The organism is Spongiimicrobium salis, assembly GCF_043678055.1.
GTDB lineage: Bacteria > Bacteroidota > Bacteroidia > Flavobacteriales > Flavobacteriaceae > Spongiimicrobium > Spongiimicrobium salis.
Map to the genome: position 1 here is coordinate 694,995 of NZ_JBHEQA010000001.1, position 22,801 is coordinate 717,795.

Below are 22,801 nucleotides of genomic sequence, written 5' to 3' on the forward strand. Positions count from 1 at the left end.
ACGTCATTCGCTAGTCCGAATCGCTTTGTATTCTAGTTGTCAATGTAATGAGGCTTCTTTAACCCCCGAAGGAATACGGATGTCTTCCACAATTTGTTGCACTTCTTCAGGTGTTTTCTTAGTAAACCTACAAGTTACCAAGGCTATTGTAAAATTAAGTAACATTGCAATAGTACCAAAGCCTTCCGGGGAAATCCCGAACCACCAATCTTCAGCCGTTCCGCCTCCGAACATATCAAATTTAAACTTCAACATATAGAACAACATGGCCACAATACCGCCTATCATTCCGGCTATTGCCCCTTCTTTATTCATTCCTTTATAAAAAATTCCCATGACTATGGCGGGAAAAAAAGAGGCTGCCGCCAAACCAAAGGCCAAAGCAACCGTTGCTGCTACAAAATCTGGAGGGTTTATGCCAAAATAGCCGGCTATGCAAACCGCAACAAAGGCTGCCAAGCGGGCTACGATCAACTCGCCCCTATCCGAAATATCCGGTCTTATTTGTTTTTTAATAAGATCATGAGAAATGGATGTGGAAATAACAAGCAACAAGCCTGCTGCCGTGGAGAGGGCTGCAGCCAAACCTCCTGCTGCAACCAAAGCTACCACCCAATTGGGCAAATTGGCGATTTCCGGGTTTGCCAATACCATGATATCCCTATCCACAGTAAGTTCATTCTCATTAGCGTTGGCAACATATTGAATGGTTCCGTTTTTATTTTTATCCTCAAATGTAATAAGGCCTGTTTCTTCCCATTTCGAGAACCATTCTGGCATCTCCGCATACTTCTTATCCCGTACCGTTTCAATAAGATTCACTCTGGCAAAAACCGCAACCGCTGGGGCGGTAGTATACAAGATTGCAATAAACAAAAGGGCATAACCTGCAGATTTACGAGCATCCTTTACCTTGGGCACTGTAAAAAACCGTACAATAACATGAGGGAGGCCCGCAGTACCCAACATTAAGGCTGCTGTTATAAAAAAGATATCGATTGTAGATTTTGAACCATCTGTATATTGGGAGAATCCCAATTCGGTGGACAAACCATCCAATTTATCCAATAAAGAAATCTCTTCTCCAAGGGGATTTGCACCCATTCCCAATTGTGGAATAGGGTTTCCCGTCATTTGAAGGGAAATAAAAATTGCAGGCACCATAAAGGCAAAAATGAGTACGCAGTATTGTGCTACTTGCGTATAGGTAATTCCTTTCATTCCTCCCAAAATGGCATAAAACAAAACAATGATCATTCCATAGATTACTCCCTCCTCTATAGATACTTCCAAAAATCGGGAAAACACCAGACCTACCCCTCGCATCTGTCCGGCAACATAGGTAAAGGAAACCAATAAGGCACAAATAACGGCTACGGTTCGTGCCACATTGGAATAGTAACGATCTCCGATGAAATCCGGGACCGTAAATTTTCCAAATTTCCGGAGATAGGGAGCCAACAACAAGGCTAGTAACACATATCCCCCGGTCCACCCCATGAGATAGACCGAACCATCATGCCCTCCAAAAGAGATTAGACCGGCCATCCCTAAAAAAGAAGCTGCCGACATCCAATCTGCTGCCGTGGCCAATCCATTTGCCAAAGGAGGCACTCCTCCTCCCGCAACATAGAACTCTTTTGTAGAGCCAGCTCTAGACCATATCGCAATGCCAATATAAACGGAAAACGTAAGCAGTATAAAAATATAAGTCCATAGTTGTACACTCATTATTCAGGAAGGTTTAATGTAGTATGTTCAAGGAAAAAATAGTGTGGTATATGGCCATAAGATTCATTCGTCAAAACCATATTTTTTGTCCAAACGATTCATTAAAGCAACATAAACAAATATGAGTATTACAAAAACATAAATTGATCCCTGCTGTGCAAACCAAAAGCCCAATTTGAATCCCCCCAAGGAAATCTCATCCAAAAAATCCTTTAGAAGTATTCCAAACCCATAAGAAACCAAAAACCATATTCCTAAGAGTAGTATTAGATAAGATACATTCTTTTTCCAATATGCCTTGGCGCGTGCTTTTTTGTCCATGACCACTATATTTCTCTAAATATAGTTAATCCTGAAAACTATAAAAAAGGCAAACCGATTAATTTGCCCTTAGGCAATCATAGTATGCATAAAATGGAAGGCTCCTGCAGAAAGGGAGCAAAGAAGAACTCGACGGCTTGATTCGAGTTATTTTCCCTATTTCAGTTGATCGTAGTTCTTGATGATAACATTGGAGCGTTCGTTCTTTTTATGTAAGAAATCTAGGCAGTATACCCCGTTGGTACAGTTATTTATTATTTTACTTTCTCCATAACCAATAGCATCAACAATATTATCTTGGGACACTCCTTTTTCCAAAAGGTAATTAAGAATGGCTTGTGAACGTCTTTGCGAAAGCCTTAAGTTGGTAGTACTCCCTCCCCTACTATCCGTATGTGTTTCTATCTGCAACTGTAATTTTGGAAAAGCTTTTACGGCACTTACCACTCTATCCAATTCCAATGCTATCTCTGGAGTTATTACCGCCTTATAACGTTGAAAATAGAATTTCTTGAGCTTCAGTACGGTCTCATTTTCTTTGTCCTCGATCAAATCGTCCAATAACACCATATCCACATCCAATACCGCATATTCCTCATTCTCATTCAGTGCCTGTTCTCCAAAGACTTTGGTAAAGCTGGAATATTTATTTTTTGAAATTTCAATAACTATTTCTTTTCTCCAAGGGATTTCAAAGGCATAGGTCCCATCGTTTGCTGTAACAAGTTCTTTAATTATTTCTTTGTTGGCGTCCAACACTTTTACCCGGGCATTGGCAATACGATCTCCGGAGTTTGTGGTTCGGACCTGTCCTTTAACAATAATAGTGCGCAAGCCCGGTTTCTCTTGTGCATAAAAACCATAAATATCGTCATCTCCATTACCCCCTTGTCTGTTGGAAGCAAAATATCCCTGAAATCCTTGAGTGCCTCCTTCCCTAATAATAAATCCAAAATCGTCTGAATCTGAGTTGATTCCTTCTCCTAAGTTCACAGGCGTACTAAAAGACCCATCGGGTTGGAAATTGGAACGATATATATCCATACCTCCTTGCCCATAAAACACATCAGAAGAAAAGTATAGGCTGTTATTAAATATATAAGGAGCCATATCGTTTCCAGGAGTGTTTATTCTTGGGCCCAAGTTAATGGGAGCCGACATAATCTGACCATTATTGGTATGCACATAGTAGATATCTGTTCCGCCATAACTATCTTCAAAATTGGCCGTAAAATAAAGCTTGCTATTTTTAGCATCATAATATGGATAATAGAAAGACGTACTTAAATCACTTAAAAGCATACGGAAATCCCCATTAAGATCTACAATTCCCATAGCTAAGGCATTCTTCCCATTCTTGTCATAAGCCAGTTCGTTACCAAATGCATTTGATCGTATAAATAAAATACTTTCCAAGGCTTCCGAATAAAAAGGGGTTGCATTATGGAAATTTGTTTTTGGAATTCCCTCAAAGGCATTTGGATTCATTAGTTTACCCTGGTTCGATATCTTGGCAACATAAATGTTTAGAAAACCAGTTGACCTCCTAAATTTCTTTTTGGACGGCTTTGGTCTTCCACTTGCAAAAAGCAGTTTTTCTTTGTAAAAACTAGGCGAAAAATCGGATTGAGGACTATTCCCCTCACTATTAAAAACAGTAATCCCTTTCTCGTTGCCCATATCTGATTCCAAGAGTTCAAAATTAAAGTTGGCGTTTTCCGTTAATTCTTTGGAAAGAAGTACATCTTCTTCCTTCAAAAAAGACTGTACCGCTTCTAACCCTGAGATCTTTGCCATACTTTGGAGCATTTTATTGACATCATGGGTAGGCATTTCAAAATCTTTTTGATGCACCTCTAAATACACCTCTAACGCTTGCTCGCTCTTCTTTTCTTTTAGATACGAATCGGCCAGGTTCAATAACTGTGTATTGGACAAGGGTTTCTTTAGCGCCTCTTTGTTGTATTGAACAATAGCATCTTTATAGGCATACTGAAAATATAGGGCATCTCCTTTGGATTGAATATCCTGGGCATTTCCCATAAGGTTCATTACTAAAAATATAATGGCGATCCTAAATTTCATATCCTTTTTTCTTTTAGAAAAATCGTGGGGAATCGATCTGTTTTGGTTTGCCCTTGGCTTTATTTGCCTTCTTCTTGTTTTGTCTGTCTTCTTTCTTACTAAAAGAGAATTTCATGATAATTTCGTGTGAGCCCTGACTAAATTCCCCTAAAGGATTTGTATTGTAATCATAGGCATAGCCTACCAGTATTCCCTTTGATATTTGCACCCCTAACAACCCACTAACAGCATTGTCTAACCTATAGGATGCTCCCAACGTAAGTACATCCCGAATTAAAAAATTGGCAGAAAGGTTCAGGTTTACGGGTAAGCCCTGGGTATAATTGGCTAAAAAGGCCGGCTTAAACCTGAGCGATTCGGAAAGGTCAAAAACATAACCTCCAATGAAATTCAACTGTGTTTCATCATCCACAATACTGTTGATCTCACTGTCTACAATTCCTGTTAAGAAGTTTGGTGCAGACAATCCCACATACCATTCTTCTGCATAAAGAAATACCCCGGCCCCTACAATAGGGTAAAACTCGTTAAACTGCAATGTATTTAACAGGGGTTCATTTAAATCTTCAATATTTTGATTGGAAAAATCAAAATCGTACAAGGCGCCTCCCGCATTTAAGCCAAATGATAATTTGGTCTCTTCCGAGAAGTTCACTTGATAGGAATAGGCAATATCCAGAAAAGTTTGGGTGGTGGCTCCCAATTCCTCATTTACCACATTGAACCCTAATCCTGTTTTTTCGTTCGCAAACGGAATATTCAATCCAAAACGAATTGTTTTAGGAGCACCTGGAATATCTACCCATTGTGTTCTATAGAGGCCCGTGGCCTGAAATTTATCTACCGTCCCTACGTAGGCTGGGTTAAAACTACCAATGTTATTTACATATTGGGTATACTGTGGTTCCCGCTGGGCATATATTCCGGAAGTAATCCATAACCCCAATAAGGCAAACATTATTTTTTTAAAGGACAAGATCCTATTCATTGAACTATACATCTTTTCTATCTTAAAATTTGGATATAGCCTTTTTGTACCTCAGTACCATTGGCCAAGTTCAACAAATAAAAATATGTTCCTTTGGGTACGTTTCCGTTTCTACCTGTACCGTCCCATGTATTATCATAATTAGTGGCACTAAAAACTTCATTGCCATACCGATCAAAAATTTGCAGACTGTTTCCTGGAAAAGTTTCTATTCCGCTTATGACCAGAAAATCATTAAAACCATCCCCATTAGGCGAAAAGATATTAAAAACAATTCCTGCAGGATTCACATTAATGGCGACAGTAGCCTCGTTATTTTCCAAATTCATATCGATAGGAAAAGAGTTCAAGACATTAACGGTATTGACATGATTCCCCAAATCTAATATCAGTGTACGAATAACCAAGGTATTCACTTCCTCTCCCTCAATCTCATTAATTAACCAAACCCCATCTCCAGGTGTATATTCTCCTCGTGAAGTGGTATGTGACAGATAACGAAAGCCCGCCTCTTCTTCAATCAACTCAATGACACGAACCACTGCGGCTCTTTCCGGAGTTTCATTGGTCAAGGTAATCGTGAACACTACTTCTTCTCCCACAGCAACATTGGACTGCCCCACATCTGCTTCTTTTGTAATTGAAAAATCTACCGGATTTGGGTTACAATCAGGAGTTAAGTTAGGGTCACAGGGATCTAAAGGATCCGATCCGGTAGCAATTTCCACCCCATCTGGAATTCCATCCCCATCCGTATCACAGAGGCCTATAGTATTATCAGGCACGCAGGGATCTGCATTGCCTGGGTCTTGCTGATCTACGACACCATCTCCATCCTCATCCAAGGTATTGGAATCCAGCGCATCTATAATACCGTCATTATCTCCATCCAAAGGATTGTCAATATCATCCCCCACTTCTGTGGCATCGTCGATACCATCTCCATCGCTATCTTCATTATTGGGATCGGTTCCAATCATCGTTTCCTCATCATCACTCAACCCATCACCATCAGAATCCACGATACAACGATCCACCGTAATGGTTAAGGTAGTGGACTCATCCACACAGGGTGCAGTAGCAGTATTGGTGGTGTAGGTGAACACATAATCTCCGGAGGCTAAGTCTGTAAAGTCAATAATATTCCCACTTAAGATAATCAGTTCCCCAGCTGAAGGGTCTGTGGTAAGTGCCCAAGTTCCAGGGTCCGCCCCCATAAGCTGATCATCCAAATCTACGATGGTAGGCCCTACAGCACTATTATTTGTACTACAGGCTAAAATATCTTCTGCGATACCTGCTGAAGGCTGAATATTTACAGTGGCTTCTACAGGAACTCTGGCAGAAGGGCACCCATTTGCTGTAGCTTCTACAAAATAATTTCTGGTAGCATTGATACTTGGTGTCACAAAAGTGGGACCAGAAAACAAAATAGTTGTACTTGTCGCCGTATCGTACCAATTAAAAGTAGCTCCTGCACTACCGCTAACTCCTAAGGTAAGACTTCCCTCTCCACAACGGACATCAGGTTCTACTGCGTCAATGGTGGGCGTTGTATTTAGGGTCAACGTTATTTCCAAGGTAGTACTCGCGCACATATTCACCTCATCAAAAAAGAATCCAAAATATCCTCCCGGAGCTGGATTGGCTACATCGGCATCAGGCAAATGTGCACTCACTACCAAGGGATCGGGATTGGTACTCCATCGGAGTTCACTTCCTGCCGGGGCATTTCCCACGACATAGTCATTAAGACTTTGGGTAATAACATCACAAAAAACCGTGGGCACATCTGTATCCAATGTAGGTCGCATCGTTCCTGCATCACAATCTGGCGCACAATCACTAATAAAGAGGGAAACATCGATCGTTTGGTCTACACAAGGTGCAACGGCCTCGATCGTGGTATATCGAAATACATATTCTCCAGAAGGCTGGGTATTAAAATCAACAATATTTTGAGCTCCTATGGTCACCGTACTACCTGCAGGGGTGGAAACAATCTCCCATGGGCCTCCCATAGATTCATTGATTATGGTGAAATCCAAATCCCAAGTGGTATCCCCATTGGCTGCAACATTACAAAATTGATTATTTGGATTTAAAGTTCCCAAGGAGGGTGTTGTATTTACCACTGCTACCACTTCCGTTCTTGGTGATACACAACCATTGTTTATGGCATCTACGAAAAAGGAAGTTGTAGTGGAAATATTAGGGGTATTGAAAACAGGGCCCGTTGCTAAGGGTGTTCCCCCTGAAGCAACATCATACCATCGTAGCGTACCTACATCGGTGGTCGCTCGCAAAACGGTAGTTCCAGAGTCACAAATGGCGCTATCTGCAGCAGCATCGCTTATGGTTGGTGTTATATTAAATGTTAATGTCAGCGGCGCTAATGGGCTTAAACAAGGGTCTCCGGTAGATACTTCTGTCCCCAAAAAAACCGCAAAATAGGTGTTGGAAACCGTAGCATTGGTCACGGCGGGGTCTGTAATCTCTAACAAATCACCTATGGCAGGAGTAGGATTAGTCGTCCATCGCAATGAACCTGGTGTTGGCTCTGTACCAATAAAATAATCGTTTAAGTTAACCCCTGCGGAGTTACAAAACGAGGTTTCCAAGGTAGCATCGAGAATAGGTGCAGCGGTTCCCGCCGTACATTGACTATAGCCACTTACATAGGTAAAAAGGCAAGCTACAAAAGGTATCAAAAACTTTAGTTTTGACACCCTCTTTTTTTTGTAAAGGAAATCCATATTAATTTTAATGTTCATCTAGTGCTCTTTAGATCGATTTAAATACCATACCCATCTCTAAAAAACAGAGTTCAATATTACTAAAAAAGTCGTCTACAACCCTAAAAACGGGGGTTAATTACGATATTCATCGTTTAAAGTAAGACTAGGGCACATTTATTTACGAAATAATGGCGGGTGTGGTTTCAATGCCGGGGCTTATTTTTCTAACCAAGCCCTGTAAAACCTTACCAGGACCAATCTCTGTAAATACTGTTGCTCCGTCACTTACCATATTTTGAACACTTTGCGTCCATTTAACCGGTGCGGTCAATTGTGCTATCAAGTTTTCTTTGATAAGTTCGGAATCTGTAATAGCTGTAGTGGATACATTTTGATAGATAGGACAGCTTGGAACATTAAAAGTGGTATTTTCTATAGCTGCCGCCAATTCTTCTCGTGCCGGTTCCATTAAGGGAGAATGAAAAGCTCCGCCCACTGGCAGAATCAATGCTCTTCTGGCTCCTGCTTCTTTTAAGCGATCGCAAGCGGTTTGAACAGCCGCTAGCTCACCAGATATCACCAATTGACCAGGGCAATTATAATTTGCCGGAACAACAATCCCTTCTATTTCGGCACATTTCTCTGCAACAAGATTATCCTCCAGTCCTAGTACCGCAGCCATAGTGCCCGATTGTAATTCACAGGCTTTTTGCATGGCCAAGGCACGCTGGGAAACCAACCGCAGCGCATCACTAAACGTTAAAGTGCCATTTGCTACCAAAGCCGAAAACTCTCCTAGAGAATGTCCTGCCACCATATCAGGTTTGGATTCCTCTCCCATGATTTTATGGAGTACCACGGAATGTAAAAAGATTGCAGGTTGGGTGACCTTGGTCTGTTGAAGGTCTTCTTTGGTACCTTCAAACATAATATCGGTAATAGAAAAACCAAGAATATCATTGGCCTTTTCAAACAATTCCTGAGCTAAAGGATATTTCTCATAAAGGTCTAGCCCCATGCCTACAAATTGGGCTCCTTGTCCAGGAAATACATATGCATTCATAACTTTTGTGTTTTGGTGGAACAAAAATACATATTCTAAACTTAGTCCACATAGCGTTGCTGTAAGATATCACCCTTCTGTAAAATACACTAAACTAATCTTCTTTGAACCAACTGGCATATTCTATGTAGTTATTGGCAATGCGATCAATTTCTCCCTTACTCAATTCCGGACTGATATCCCGTATTTTTTTTGCAGGTACGCCTGCGAACACCGTTCCACTTGGCACATGGGTACCTTTGGTCAATACTGCTCCTGCCGCCACAATACTATGACTTTCCACTACGCAATTGTCCATAACAATACTTCCCATACCAATGAGCACATTATCTTCTATAGTGCATCCGTGAACAATTGCATTGTGCCCAATAGATACATTATTCCCTATAGTAGTAGCGGCTTTTTTATACGTACAATGTACAACGGCACCGTCTTGGACATTGACTTTGTTTCCCATTTTTATATAGTTCACATCTCCACGTAAAACGGCATTGAACCAGATGCTACATTGATTTCCCATGCTAACCTCACCCAACAAAGTTGCATTGTCTGCGATATAGCAATCCGAGCCCATCACAGGAGTTTTTCCATTCACTGTTTTTATGATCATAGTATATTTTTAGGTATTAGAATATAGTATCCTACTATTCAAAATACGATAGTAATTCTTTTTTCTTAGATGCCGAAACCAGCAATTCCTTATTATTGGATATTACGACACTCCCTCCTTTGCCTTTTTTATACTTGATAATTTCATTCACATTGACCAAATATGATTTATGGATTCGCGCAAAGGAAAACTGGGATAAAGCGTCTTCAAAATATTTCAACGTCTTACTGACCACTATTTTTTTGTTCCCCACATAAATCTCCGTGTAATTATCGTCTGCCTTGCAGTAGAGGATATCCGATATATTCAGTACTTGAAAACCATCTTGCTGAGGCAAGGTAATTTTTCCTTCAACATGTTTCAATTTGGGCTTTAGCACCCTATCTTGAAGGGCATCTTCTTTGGTTCTTATTTCTGTGACATAGTCCACAGCCTTGATCAATTCATCAATATTAATAGGTTTCATCAGATAATAGGCGGCATGATTATTCAAGGCATCCATGGCATATTGATTGTAGGCCGTGACAAAAATAGTTTCAAAATTGCGATCGGGAACCTGATCTAACAGATCAAAAGCATTCCCAAAAGGCATTTCCACATCCAGAAAGACAAGATCGGGTTTTTCGTTCTCGATCAATACCAAACCCTCTTTTATGGTAGCGGCCTCACCCTTTAAATCTACCGAGGGACAATATTTTGCTAGGTAATTTCTTAAAATCTCCCTACTGTTCGCTTCGTCTTCTACAATTATCGCTTTTATACCCATTGATGCTGATCTATTCTTGAAAATGGTCTTACAAAAGACCTCATTTATTCTTTGTTTAGTGTAAATATTACCTTGGTACCCCTGCCTTCATCTTCCAAATCGGAAATCTGAACATCTACTTTATCCTTATACATAGTGTTTAGAATAGCAATTCGTTTTTTGATATTACCCATCCCTTTGGATTTTTGCTTTTTCTGATTGGTCGTCTTCAAAGCAGCGGATTTTTTACGTCCAATGCCATTATCCGTAATGGTTATCACTATGACTCCTTTTGTTTTCTGCGTTAAATCAATGTTCAAAAATCCTTTTTCCTCCTTATACCGAAGTCCATGCCAAATTGCATTTTCTATATAGGGTTGCAATAACATTGGTGGTATCTGAAAAGCATCAATATCTATATGCTCGTCGATAGTAATCTTATAATCAAATTTATCTGGAAAACGGGAATGTTCCAATTTGGTATACAATTCCAACAATTCCAATTCTTTGGATAGGGATATAAAATCTTCTTCGGAATTTTCTAGCACGGCGCGCATTAAAGTTGAAAAATCGCTCAGATATCTATTGGCACTGCGTTCATCACTTTTTGCAATGTAATTATTGACCGAATTTAGGGCGTTGAATATAAAATGAGGATTCATCTGCGAACGAAGCGACTTTAACGCCAAAAGATTATTCGCTAATTTTTGTTGATTATTGCTTCTGTAAAAAAAGAATGCTGTTAAACCAATAAGAAGTATCGCTAAAATTAGGGAATAAATGACCCATCGCTGCATCTTGTTACTCTCTAGAGCAAATTGTTCATTGGCCTGCATTAGATCATACTTGCTTTGCGAAAGTTCCCGTTCTTTCTCCAAGCCCGAAATGCGGCCTTGTTTTGAAGCTATCTCCCTATTGAATCGAGCAGCACGAGACAATTCTTGTTCTTTTCTAATATACAAAGTATCTACAACGGAGGCGTAGGCCCTGTAGGTTTCATAGGCCTTGGTAAAATCCCCTTTGTATTCATATACTTCGGATAATTTGCGCAAACCATCTTTTTGTACGATCAAATCATTTTTACTGTCCGCCTCATTAATGCTTTCCTCTAAATACGGAATGGCTTCATCATACTTATCTTGGGAAATATAGGCATTGGCAATCTTGTAATTGATACGCTGTGCTGTAATAGTATCCTTTAGCACCTTATCTGCTTCATTATCTTCAACTACGGCATTTGGAAGTGATTTTAATTCATCCAAACTTTCCTTACGCAATTCGATCTCATCATCGTATTGGTTATTTTTATTGTAGAAATCTGCCACCTTTTCCTTTTCCTGAATCGCCCTTTGTGGAGCTTCTTGATCGGCCAATTGCAAAGAGTTGGAAAAATAACCTTCAGCTTCCTGAAAACGATTGTTATCGGCATAGGCCGCGGCAATTTTGGAATTCAAATCGGTGATACGGGGAGACATTAGATTTTCCTTGGCTACTTCTAAAGCGATATTGTACTCAGAAACCGCTTTATCCAATTCCCCTAATCCTTTATAGGCATCTCCCAAGCCTTCATGGAGCTGCACTTTTTGATAGGCTGTCGCAGCTTTTTCCCGAGCTAAGGAACGAAAGTGAAGTTCTGCTTCCTTATATTGCTTATTGAGCAAATATGTCTTTCCCAACTCTAAGGAAACCGCCATTGTTTTCTTGGCATTCAAGGCATCTTTGAAGTTGGCGATAGCCAAATCATACTGTCCATGGTATTGGTATACTTCACCCAATAGGGCCAAAGAATTTGCCAAACTTTCTTTGTTCCCTCGTTTTCCTAAACTGGCTATGGATTGGGCTATAAAGTCAATACTCTTTTTAATATCGGATTTCTTGTAGCTATTCGCGGAATCCAAATAGGTTTGGTGCAATGAACCTGCTGTCTTTTTTAACTTTGTACCTGTAGCTGACCGGGCTTCTTTCTTTCTACGCACCACAACTTCATAGCCCTCGACCAACACATCTAGTCTTTTGTCTTTATCCTGGATAACGGTATAGCGTAAGGTTTCGATCTCCGGACTCTCAAATTTCAATTCATCCCCAATGTTCACTTTGATCCGGTATTCCCCAAGAACATTGGTCACCGTATATCTTCCCTTATCCGTGGACACTTCCACGCCTTTAATAGGTTTATAATTCTCTTTTCCCTTTACCGTTCCTTTAATCTCAAAGGGCGCAGGCTTTCGCACTGAATTTTCAAACTGGGAAAAACCAGAAAAAAACAGCAGATTAAAAAATAGGACGATGTAGTGGATTTTTTGCATTTAAACCATTTCAACAGGATAAACTTAGGGGTTTTAAATGGTTTTTAAAAATGATGAAATACGGTTTTGAGCCCATAAAAACAGCTATTTGCCTTCTTCTCGAACTTAAAGGGTCCTTTCCCTCATTAAAAAAGAGCGTTCCCTCATTTCCTATTTTTTTCAAAAAAGTTTGAACATACCTTTAGGCAGTTATTCATCATTAAGAATCATTTTAAAATCACAAACAAATGAAATCAATAAAACATATATTAAGTATTGGTCTTATGGCCTGTTCCATCACCTCTTTGCTAGCGTGTGAACTCCATTCAAAAAAACCGGAAAATCCAACTCTTATTGCCAAAGCAATTTCTTCGGAATCCAAACCGTCCAAGCATTATGTGAAAGTTGCCTTGTTATTGGATACCAGTAATAGCATGGACGGATTAATCAATCAGGCTAAAGCGCAACTTTGGGACATTGTAAACAACTTTACCTATGCACGATGTGGGAATGAAACCCGTCCTAATTTGCAAATAGCCCTATACCAATACGGCAATGATGATTTACCCTCTAACGAAGGGTACATACAACAAGTCTTGGGCTTTAGTAGTGATTTAGACGAAATTTCCCAAAAACTCTTTTCCCTAACGACCAATGGAGGGGAGGAATTTTGCGGCGAGGTAATCCAAACTTCCCTAAAACAGTTGGAATGGGGCAAGAATCCAGATAACTTAAAAATGATCTTCATTGCAGGGAACGAGCCCTTTTCCCAAGGAAAATTAAATTATGTGGATGCGGTGACCAATGCCAAAGAAAAAGACATTGTAGTCAACACTATTTTCTGTGGCAATTACGATCAAGGCATTTCTTCCCATTGGAAAAAAGGGGCAACCCTTACAGGTGGTGAATATATGGCCATTGATCATAACAGGCAGGTGGTGCAGATTAAAACGCCCTATGACAAGGTCATTATTGAACTCAATTCAAAATTGAATAATACTTACATTTCTTATGGTTCTTTAGGAAGATCAAAAATGGAGTTACAGTCCGTCCAGGATTCCAATGCCATGGAATTGGAAGAGGGTGTCGCAGTAAAACGTGCCGTAAGCAAGAGTTCGCGTTTGTATAAAAATTCGACCTGGGATTTGGTCGATGCCAGTGATGACAAAGATTTTAAATTGTCCAAACTATCAAAAGAACAATTGCCCAAAGAACTTCAAGGAAAGTCAGAAGCACAAATACAAAAATACATTGCCCAAAAAAAATCGGATCGAAAAATGATTCAGGAGAAAATCAATGCCTTAAATGTAAAACGCGAAGCCTATATCGCAAAACAACAAAAAGAGGGTACTAAAGGAGAGTTGGAAAATGCGATGTTAACCGCTATTAAAAAACAAGCCGCCAAGAAAAATTATACTTGGGAGTAGGCAAAGGATTTAGTTGTAGTTGGTGTTTGTCAGGGATCTATCCATATCTTATGGGTAGATCCTTTTCAGGATATGGTGCTATCAATAATTAACTGCGGGACAATTACAATCCAATCTTTTTTCCCGTTGACCAAAATCATATCCCAAGGTAATTTGATGGAAGCCCCCGCTTCCTACGCGAACATCTCCCGATTGATAAGAGTAATTATAGGAAAACAGGAATTGTTTATAGTTCACTCCAATAATAGGGGTAAACAATTGAAGGCGTTGTTCGCCAAAATTACCATTCTGCTGAAATTGTGCTCCGTCAAAACTTCGTCTATACGATAGCCCGGCCCATACTCTTCCGAAATCCACATCGCGGTACACTTTGGCATTGAGGTCAATGGTTTTTTCCTGGGTAAACTCTGTCAATTGAAACAATACGGATGGCTCTATTTGCCATTCCTTTTTTCCAAAAACATATCCCACAGAAAACAAGTATCGTCTCAGGTTATCGATAACGGGTACATTATCCGGATCTGCCCTACCAATTCTATACAATCGGCGTTCTGCCCCCAAAACATTCTGGGCTGCAAAATGCGCATAAAACTCTAAAAAATTGTAGGATACGCCAATATCAAAATTTAAGTAACTCGCTGTTTGTTTTGTTCCTGTTACCGCAGGATCTGGTTGTACGGAACGAAATTCTGTTTCATCCAAACTACTCAAAAGTACTGTAGTACTCAGACCAAAGGAAAGTTGATTTAAACTTCTGACATCCCCAGCAAATTTTAAATGATGGGCATAAGTTGCCTTTAAGCCTGTCTGGGAATGAAAACCATTTTGGTCGTTAAAGATGATTCCCCCTACACCACTGTTGCTATCCTTGATCCTAAAATGGGCATTAACCGTCTGTAAGTTAGGAGCATCCCGGACATCGAACCACTGCTTTCTTGCCGTTAAACGTATCTTACCTCCTTCACCAATCCCAGCCATGGAAGGATACACCAAATAGTAATTATCCGATAGATAATCAAAATACACGGGAAGTCCTTCTTGTGCCATTGCAGGAACGCTTAGCATTAAGGAAGAAATTAAGACAAAAAATAGATGTTTCATCTAGGATATAAGGATAAGGTTGGTGTTTAGGGCGTTATAACGTTCAAATATATAGTATAACGGACGAAATACAACATTATTATATAGATCTATAGTTGGAATTACTTTGTATTTTTGTAAAAAATTAAGGTAATGAAAGAATATACCATCACTACGGTAGAAACCAGCAACCCCAGTATATTAAAATTTGACACCAATCATTTCATCACTCAGAATACGAGTTATGAGTTCAACAATATTGACGACGCCAAAAATTCTCCTTTGGCCCAACAATTATTTTATCTCCCTTTTATAAAAACGGTCTATTTATCTGCCAGTTTTATTGCTTTGGAGCGCTATGATATTGTGGATTGGGCAGACGTTAAGGACGAAGTGGCCCAACAACTTGTGGATTATCTGAATTCTGGAGAGCCGGTAGTTTTGGAAACCGAAAACACTAAAAAATTGCCGGTAACCGTATATGCCGAGGTAACTCCAAATCCATCGGTAATGAAATTTGTGGTGAACAAAAAAATAGTCCCGACCATTATGGAGTTTAAGAACATTGATGAGGCCAAGGATTCTGACTTGGCCAAGGAATTGTTTCTACTTCCTTTTGTAAAAGAGGTCTTTTTTGACGAAAACTATGTTTCCATCACAAAGTACGATGTTGCCAATTGGGATGAAATCACTATTTCCTTGCGGGAAATGATTCGGGATTTTATTGCCGATGGAAAAGAAGTAGCTTCCCATGAAAAAGTTGCCCAAAAGGCCGCGGAAGCACCTAGACAACAATTAGCGGATGAAAATTTAGACGATACTTCAAAACAGATTATTGACATCTTGGACGAATATGTAAAGCCTGCAGTAGCCAGTGATGGCGGAAATATCATGTTCAAGTCCTATGAAAAGGACACCAAAACGGTTAATGTTATTCTGCAAGGGGCTTGTAGCGGCTGCCCATCTTCTACCTTTACCTTGAAAAATGGTATTGAGAACATGCTAAAGAATATGATGGGCGACAAAGTAAATGAAGTTGTTGCCTTAAATGGATAATTTTATGGATTGTATTTGTATTCCCTGGTTTTAAATTCTTAACTTTAAGGGAATATTAAAAACACTACCATGGCAATTTTAAAAGTAATTGAAGTATTGGCAAACTCCGAAAAAAGTTGGGAAGATGCCACAAAAAAAGCTGTAGCACATGCTGCAAAAAGCGTAAAAAACATTCGTTCCGTATACGTACAAGATCAGAGCGCAAGTGTTAAAGATGGAGAAATCTCTGATTTTAGAGTGAACGTTAAAATCACTTTTGAAATCAAATAAAAAAAGTATGTTTTTATACCGTATTAAGCGTCCAGATTTGGACGCTTTTTTTGTTTCCTACCTTCGCCAAAATTAAAAAATATACCTCCTACCGCCCTTTTTAAAATTCAAGGGATTTACTTAGAATCTACATCATTTTTAGCTTTCTGTATTGTATTTTTGAAAAGTCAAACCTCACAAACACCTATTGTCAATTATGGAAAACTTTACCGATTACGAGCAACATATCTCCAACGCCATTGATTGGATTTGGAATGCCTTACCTAATCTAATTTTAGCCATTTTAATTTTTGTTGTTGGCCTGTGGGTCATTAAGTTTCTAAACCGGCTGGTCCATAAATTCTTTGAAAAAACAGATTATGATCTTACACTTGAATCTTTTTTACAAAGTTTTATCAGCATTGCTTTAAAAGTCTTATTGTTTGTTTTGGTGGTAACCCAATTAGGCGTTAAATCTTCGTCCCTAGTGGCAATTGTAGGGGCAGCAGGTTTGGCTATTGGATTAGCATTACAAGGATCGCTGTCCAATTTTGCCGGCGGGGTGTTAATTTTAATTTTCAAACCTTTTAAAGTTGGAGATTTCATATCGGCCCAGGGCATCGATGGTACGGTGAAGGAAATATCTATTTTCACGACCAAGTTGAATACATTTGGCAATCAAGTGGCCATAATTCCCAATGGGCAATTGTCCAACAACAATATTGTAAACTATAATGTAGAGACTACACGGCGCGATAAGATCGATATCGGCATCAGTTATGATGCCAACATTAAAACTGCAAAGAATATTTTATTGCAAATCTGTGCAGAAACCGAAACTATTTTAAGTGACCCGGAGCCCGAGGTATATGTAGGGGCTTTGGCCGACAGTGCTGTTGAACTAACGCTGCGTTTTTGGGCCAATAACGATGTTTTCTGGGCAGCGCACTTCCATGTTTTAGAGGAACTTAAACTCAGATTTGATGCAGAAGGCATAGAAATTCCTTATCCACATATGGTACAATTTAATCGATAAACTACATCGTTAGTTTTAAAGTTTTTGCACGTCTAAAATATATATCTATATTAGCGCAAAAATTAAGAAGACTATGAAATTAAAAGCAATCATCTTTGCCCTTTTGTTACCCATTTTTGCAACTGCACAAATAAGTTTTGGGAATCCTGATGAAGGAGGCATTGTAAGTTTTAAAACTTCGGGTAGCAGTAGTACAGCTGAAAAAGCTTCTGGTTCTCCTTTCGTTAATGAAACCTTTCTACCGGGAAGAGTAATTGTAAGTGGAGAAGTAAAAGCAGAAGGATTGTTGCGGTATAATGCATACCGTAGTGAGATAGAAGTAAAAGAAGGAAATGATAGTTCCTATTCTTTGTTGAAGAGATCCTATATTTACGCAGAAATCAAAGGAAAAACATACCGTATCTTTAGATTTATGGATGGAGAAGTGGAAAAAACATCCTATTTCAATCCATTGAACAAAGGTGAAGTTCAGCTGCTATTTAGACCTCGTATTAAATTAAAGCGTGGAAGAGCGGCAGCCACCACTTATGATCGTAATATTCCACCAAAGTACATTACGATAAATTCTTATTTCGTCAAAAAAGGCGATAAAGCTGCTGAGAGAGTACGCTTGTCCAAAAAAGATATTCTCAAGTATTTGAGCGATAAGTCTTCCGAAGTGAAATCATATATTGCAGACAATAAGATAAAACTTAAAAAGGAAGAAGATTATATAAAGGTATTGGATTACTATAATTCTTTATAGTTCGTATCATTTTTTCGTTGTCACCTTAGTTTTAGAAGGCTTGGCAACAATAAAATCTTTTAGATAGTAGGGTTCAAAATACGCTACATCTTCAAATGTCCCTGCTTGGAACCTTTGTTCGGAAAGTAGGGACATTTGTTTTGCGGAAGGCATAATAGAATTATCATACTCAAAATTAGGAGCTGTTAACACCGTCTTACACTTCTCGGCACCGTTACCTAATAGGTATACTTTATTTTCACCTACATACTCCTTAAAACTGTCTTCTTCCACAATCTCAGCTTTTGTTTCCCGTATTTCATTATAGTGATGATCGAATATAGCGGAATATACTTCCATGCGCCTTGCATCCAATAAAGAGATAATGCGTTCTCCTTCCTGTAATTTATGCTGATGCGCCATGACTTTCAAGGTAGGTACTGCAATTAAGGGAATCCCTAAAGAAAAGCATAGGCCTTTAGCCGCCGAAACTCCAATTCGAAGCCCTGTATAGGACCCCGGTCCTTTGCTAATAGCGATAGCCTCTATATCCGTTAATCGTAACGCAGCCTCTTCCACAACAGTTTGAATAAAACTATGTAATTGCTCCGCATGGGAATAGTTGGGCGTGTTATCTTCCTTAAGCGCAACCAACGTCCCATTTTTAGAAATACCGACAGAACAATTGGTTGTTGCCGTTTCTATGTTTAAAATAATAGCCATATCGGGCAAATATACCCAGAATCCATAAGTATAAAAAAGTCCTGTCCGACATAAAGTCAAACAGGACATTCTCCGTTTAATTATTCTAAGTTGTTATCTATTCAAGGATAAAGGAATTCCAAAGTAGAACTCTAAAATCTTTAGCCTAAAAATATAGTCATATTTTGTACGGACCACATTGGCTTCGGCATTATCCAAACGGGATTGTGCCTGACTAAAATCAAAGGAATTCATTAGCCCTACATCAAAGCGCTCTTTAGCATAATCATAGGCCAAACGCCTTGCTTCCAGTGTTTTTTCCGCAGCTTCATAGGCCTTATAAAAACTGGTCACATCAACATAAGATTGATTAATATTGGTTTCTAAAGCCAGCTTGTCCTGTTCCAACTGAATTTTTGATCTTTCTACATTAATTTTTGCTCTTTTAATACTATTTCGAACGCTAAATCCATTAAAAATTGGAACATTTAAGGTTGCTCCATAGGAAATCCCATCAAAAATGTACAACTGATCTGTAAAACTTGGTAAAAAGGTTTGCCCAGGATTATTGGGATCCGGAAGGAAACTCTGATCCGAGTATCGCGTTCCATAATTAAAGAATGCGGATAGTGTAGGATATTTGTTTCCTTTTGAAATCTTTAAATCTTTTTCCGCCAGTTCAACATTGGCTTGAGAGAATTTAATGTCATTTCTAAACGTCAAGGCTTTGTCAAAAATCACTTTAGCCGAATTACTAAGAATATCCGATGGAGGAATCTCAAAAGATTCTTCGGCAATATCGAAATTCTCATAGTCCGTTATCTGTAACAATTGTGCCAGATTGATTCTGGAAATGAGCACTAAACTTTCCCCATTGACCACCTGTTGTTCCTGCGTTGCCGCTGTGGCCTCAATTTCCAATAGGTCTCCTCTGGGCACCACTCCGGATTCCACCAATTCTTTTGTACGCTTTAGATCCTGTTCCGTAACAGCATATTGCGCCTTGAACACTTTTAATTGTTCTTTATTTGAAAGTACCTGCAAATAGGAATTGGCAACATTCAGACGGATATCGTCTTTTAAATCGTCCAAGCGATATTGATTGGCTATGGCATTCAGTCTAGCGCGTTGTATTCTATTGTAATTCCGCAAACCATCGAATAAAGTAACGTTGGAGCTAAATCCTCCATTGGCACTCAATACCGTATTATTGGTTGGTAAGTTGGTGGTTGGATTAATGGAGAAACCCGTACTGGAGTTTACTCCTGCCGAACCATTAAGGTTTGGTAACAGGGCTCCTAAAGCATCGGACTCATCTATTTTTGCATTTTCTAAATCTAACTCGAATTGTTCAATGGTCAAGTTATTGTCCACCGCATAGGTGACACATTCTTCCAAGGTCCATTTTCGAACTTGGGCTGTCGCTGCTCCTATTGAAAAAAGGATCAGTAGTAGTGCTATCTTAATTTTCATTTGGTGATTGTTTTATATTATGATTGATGATTTTTTACTAGTCTTCATCACTATCCGATCCATCATCCTCATCATCTTCGCCTATCTTTTTGGGCTCTGTCTTGTTCCATATCTTTACATTATCAGATTCGGTAAGTCCAGAGATAATTTCAACATTCACACCGTCAGAAATTCCGATTTCCACATCTTTACGCTCAAACTGTTGATCTCCAACAGATAATTCAACATAAGGCTTGTCTGTATCTTTATCAAATTGCAAAAGTGCTTCAGGAATCACCAAAACATCGGTCTTCTTTTCTAAAACCAAGGATGCATTGGCACTGTACCCTGCTCTTATCACGAAGTCGTCTTCCACTTCTACATCTCCTTCGATTTTAAATTGTACGGCACCCGCTTCTTCTACCCCTTTGGGCGCTATGAATTTCAACCTTGCTTTAAATTTTTTCTTCTCAATGGCCCCAAGGCTAATCTCCAAAGGCATATCCAATTTCAGTTTCCCTACTTCTCCCTCATCTACTTTTCCTTCAAAAATCATCTTTCCCAAATCGGCAATGGAAGCAATTGTAGTACCATCGTTAAAGTTATTACTCTGAATCACCTGATCTCCCTCTTTCACAGGGATCTCTAAAATGGTTCCCGATACTGTTGCTCGGATATTAGTGTTGGCCGTTGATGATCCGCCAGCAGATCCTTTTTGTATGATCTGATAATCGGACCGGGCATTTTCCAATTCCTGTTCAGCCTGATCAAATCTCAATTTTAAGTTATTGAAATCTTGGCTTGAGATTACACCTTTATCAAAAAGTGCTTTATTACGATCATATTCAATCTTGGTATTGTTCAATGCAATCTCGGCATTTCGAACACGTCCGCGGGATTGATTCAGGGATTGCTCATTGGGAACTACTTTAATTTTTGCAATTAAGTCGCCCGCTTTTACTTGCACCCCTTCTTCCAGATATATTTTATCTATAATCCCAGAAATTTGAGGCTTAATAGCTACTTCGTCTTCCGGAATCACTTTTCCGGTAGCTACGGTTTTCTTTTCAATACTAGAAATAAAAGGTTGTTTGGTCTCGTACGTAATGGCTGACTTACTATTGGACTTTATAAAAAAGGCAGCAGACCACAGTCCACCTAGAACCAAAACTATAATTAATGTCCATTTTAAAGCTTTTTTCATTTTAATTGTATTTAGTCGAATTCTATTTATATTGGTTTGTTTATTCTTCTCTTAAAGCATCTATGGGCTTTATACTAACTGCACGTTGTGCTGGGATAAGTCCGATTAAGGTTCCCATGAAAGCCATAAAAATTAATGCCCCTGTAACATAACTAATAGGCACTGTAGGATTTGCATAGGGAAAATCTGTTCCTGCCGTCAAAACATCAATCAACTTCAAGGTCAATGCCCCTAAAATGATTCCAATGACTCCAGAAAGGAAGGTAAGCACTAAGGATTCAATAATAATTTGATTACGAACCTCAGCGGGAGTCGCCCCCAATGCTCTTCGCACCCCCAATTCCTTGGTACGCTCCTTTACGGATATCAACAATATATTTCCGATTCCAATGACTCCGGCCACAATTGTCGCAATTCCTACGATGAGGGACAAAAAGGTAAGCCCATTGGCAAAGCCCATGATTTTGTTAAATATCTCTCCTAAATTAAAGGAGCCAAAAGCCCTTTCGTCCGTGGGATCTACCCTGTGGATACTTTTTAAGGTGCGCTTTACATCTTCCTCTACCTTCAATACATCAGCGTCATCATAAGCCGCAATGGTCAACCAGCCTACATTATCACCGCTATTGTATAATTTCTTATAGGTGGTAAAGGGGATAAAAATATCGCTGTCACTTTCAAACCCACCTCCAGGGGTAAATTTGTGCACCCCAACGACCTGAAAATAAATATCATCGATTTTGATATAGCCCCCTATGGGATCTTCATCTTTTTCAAAGAGTTCTTTTTGGGTGCGTTCCCCTATAACACAGACTTTTCTACTTTGATCAATATCTTCATCATTAATGAAACGGCCTCCGTCATATATCTTTTTGGTGGCGATTTTCGTAAATACCGGATAATCACCATAGACTGCATAATTTCCCGACTTTAGACCTCTAGTGATAACGCCTGGTGTAGATCCAAAAACGCCACGTACATTCCTAGGGGCAATGTGTTCAATCTCGGGAATGCGATTTTGCAATACTTCCACATCCCCAATCTTTAATTGCAATCGCCTACCTGTTTTAAAGCCATCATAGGGTTTACTGGTACTTTGGGCCCAAGCAAACATACTGTTCATGGCCACGGTTTCAAATTCACGTTCAAAACCATGATCCAATCCTTTGGCCGCCCCAGACAGGCCAATATAAATATAGATTCCAACGATTACACCGACCATCGTTAAAAACGTACGAACTTTGTTTTTACTGATCGATTGAAAAATTTCTTGCCAGGTATTGCTATCAAATAGTTGTCGCATAA

Annotated in this window: 19 protein-coding genes; 5 read left to right on the forward strand and 14 right to left on the reverse strand. The window is 39.4% G+C overall.

Annotated elements, in window-relative coordinates; all coding sequences use genetic code 11:
- Positions 1-39: 39 nt before the first annotated feature.
- The 9 genes from ACEXOE_RS03230 to ACEXOE_RS03270 form a co-directional block, all read right to left on the reverse strand.
- Entirely contained in the window at positions 40-1,731 is a 1,692-nt protein-coding gene (locus ACEXOE_RS03230) for a sodium:solute symporter family protein (RefSeq protein WP_394747285.1), read from the reverse strand.
- A 63-nt stretch (positions 1,732-1,794) separates the two neighbouring features.
- Complete coding sequence (locus tag ACEXOE_RS03235) at positions 1,795-2,052, reverse strand: DUF4212 domain-containing protein (protein ID WP_394747286.1); 258 nt, start codon at positions 2,050-2,052, stop codon at positions 1,795-1,797.
- 156 nt (positions 2,053-2,208) lie between these two features.
- Positions 2,209-4,137 (reverse strand): OmpA family protein, encoded by a 1,929-nt coding sequence (locus tag ACEXOE_RS03240; protein ID WP_394747287.1) that lies wholly within the window; start codon positions 4,135-4,137, stop codon positions 2,209-2,211.
- A gap of 13 nt (positions 4,138-4,150) precedes the next feature.
- Positions 4,151-5,125 (reverse strand): PorP/SprF family type IX secretion system membrane protein, encoded by a 975-nt coding sequence (locus ACEXOE_RS03245; protein ID WP_394747288.1) that lies wholly within the window; start codon positions 5,123-5,125, stop codon positions 4,151-4,153.
- Between the two features lie 17 nt (positions 5,126-5,142).
- Complete coding sequence (locus ACEXOE_RS03250) at positions 5,143-7,836, reverse strand: Ig-like domain-containing protein (protein ID WP_394747289.1); 2,694 nt, start codon at positions 7,834-7,836, stop codon at positions 5,143-5,145.
- Positions 7,837-8,041: 205 nt separating this feature from the next.
- On the reverse strand, positions 8,042-8,926 hold the full coding sequence (fabD, locus tag ACEXOE_RS03255) for an ACP S-malonyltransferase (protein ID WP_394747290.1): 885 nt from the start codon (positions 8,924-8,926) through the stop codon (positions 8,042-8,044).
- Between the two features lie 94 nt (positions 8,927-9,020).
- Positions 9,021-9,536, reverse strand: coding sequence for a gamma carbonic anhydrase family protein (locus ACEXOE_RS03260; RefSeq protein WP_394747291.1), 516 nt, complete (start codon positions 9,534-9,536; stop codon positions 9,021-9,023).
- A gap of 34 nt (positions 9,537-9,570) precedes the next feature.
- Entirely contained in the window at positions 9,571-10,302 is a 732-nt protein-coding gene (locus tag ACEXOE_RS03265) for a LytR/AlgR family response regulator transcription factor (RefSeq protein WP_394747292.1), read from the reverse strand.
- A 44-nt stretch (positions 10,303-10,346) separates the two neighbouring features.
- Positions 10,347-12,587: a tetratricopeptide repeat-containing sensor histidine kinase gene (locus tag ACEXOE_RS03270; protein ID WP_394747293.1), complete on the reverse strand. Its 2,241-nt coding sequence runs from the start codon at positions 12,585-12,587 to the stop codon at positions 10,347-10,349.
- Between the two features lie 227 nt (positions 12,588-12,814).
- Between ACEXOE_RS03270 and ACEXOE_RS03275 the strand changes: the two genes are divergently transcribed.
- A complete protein-coding gene (locus ACEXOE_RS03275) occupies positions 12,815-13,993 on the forward strand; it encodes a vWA domain-containing protein (protein WP_394747294.1) in 1,179 nt (392 codons plus the stop codon).
- Positions 13,994-14,074: 81 nt separating this feature from the next.
- Here ACEXOE_RS03275 and ACEXOE_RS03280 read toward each other — a convergent pair whose 3' ends face one another.
- On the reverse strand, positions 14,075-15,094 hold the full coding sequence (locus tag ACEXOE_RS03280) for a PorP/SprF family type IX secretion system membrane protein (RefSeq protein ID WP_394747295.1): 1,020 nt from the start codon (positions 15,092-15,094) through the stop codon (positions 14,075-14,077).
- 132 nt (positions 15,095-15,226) lie between these two features.
- Between ACEXOE_RS03280 and ACEXOE_RS03285 the strand changes: the two genes are divergently transcribed.
- The 4 genes from ACEXOE_RS03285 to ACEXOE_RS03300 all read left to right on the forward strand — a co-directional run bounded on the left by ACEXOE_RS03285 (position 15,227) and on the right by ACEXOE_RS03300 (position 18,159).
- A complete protein-coding gene (locus tag ACEXOE_RS03285) occupies positions 15,227-16,129 on the forward strand; it encodes a NifU family protein (RefSeq protein WP_394747296.1) in 903 nt (300 codons plus the stop codon).
- A gap of 69 nt (positions 16,130-16,198) precedes the next feature.
- Positions 16,199-16,399, forward strand: coding sequence for a dodecin family protein (locus ACEXOE_RS03290; RefSeq protein ID WP_394747297.1), 201 nt, complete (start codon positions 16,199-16,201; stop codon positions 16,397-16,399).
- A 196-nt stretch (positions 16,400-16,595) separates the two neighbouring features.
- Positions 16,596-17,414, forward strand: coding sequence for a mechanosensitive ion channel family protein (locus ACEXOE_RS03295; protein WP_394747298.1), 819 nt, complete (start codon positions 16,596-16,598; stop codon positions 17,412-17,414).
- 73 nt (positions 17,415-17,487) lie between these two features.
- The gene (locus ACEXOE_RS03300) at positions 17,488-18,159 is read left to right on the forward strand and encodes a hypothetical protein (protein ID WP_394747299.1); all 672 of its coding nucleotides are present in this window, start codon (positions 17,488-17,490) and stop codon (positions 18,157-18,159) included.
- Between the two features lie 6 nt (positions 18,160-18,165).
- On the opposite strand, the gene tsaB is transcribed toward ACEXOE_RS03300, so the two are convergent.
- The 4 genes from tsaB to ACEXOE_RS03320 all read right to left on the reverse strand — a co-directional run bounded on the left by tsaB (position 18,166) and on the right by ACEXOE_RS03320 (position 22,799).
- Entirely contained in the window at positions 18,166-18,861 is a 696-nt protein-coding gene (tsaB, locus tag ACEXOE_RS03305) for a tRNA (adenosine(37)-N6)-threonylcarbamoyltransferase complex dimerization subunit type 1 TsaB (RefSeq protein ID WP_394747300.1), read from the reverse strand.
- Between the two features lie 93 nt (positions 18,862-18,954).
- On the reverse strand, positions 18,955-20,313 hold the full coding sequence (locus ACEXOE_RS03310; protein ID WP_394747301.1) for a TolC family protein: 1,359 nt from the start codon (positions 20,311-20,313) through the stop codon (positions 18,955-18,957).
- Between the two features lie 37 nt (positions 20,314-20,350).
- Positions 20,351-21,496, reverse strand: a complete 1,146-nt coding sequence (locus ACEXOE_RS03315) for an efflux RND transporter periplasmic adaptor subunit (RefSeq protein ID WP_394747302.1) — start codon at positions 21,494-21,496, stop codon at positions 20,351-20,353.
- 40 nt (positions 21,497-21,536) lie between these two features.
- A complete protein-coding gene (locus tag ACEXOE_RS03320) occupies positions 21,537-22,799 on the reverse strand; it encodes an ABC transporter permease (RefSeq protein WP_394747303.1) in 1,263 nt (420 codons plus the stop codon).
- Between the last annotated feature and the right edge of the window lie 2 nt (positions 22,800-22,801).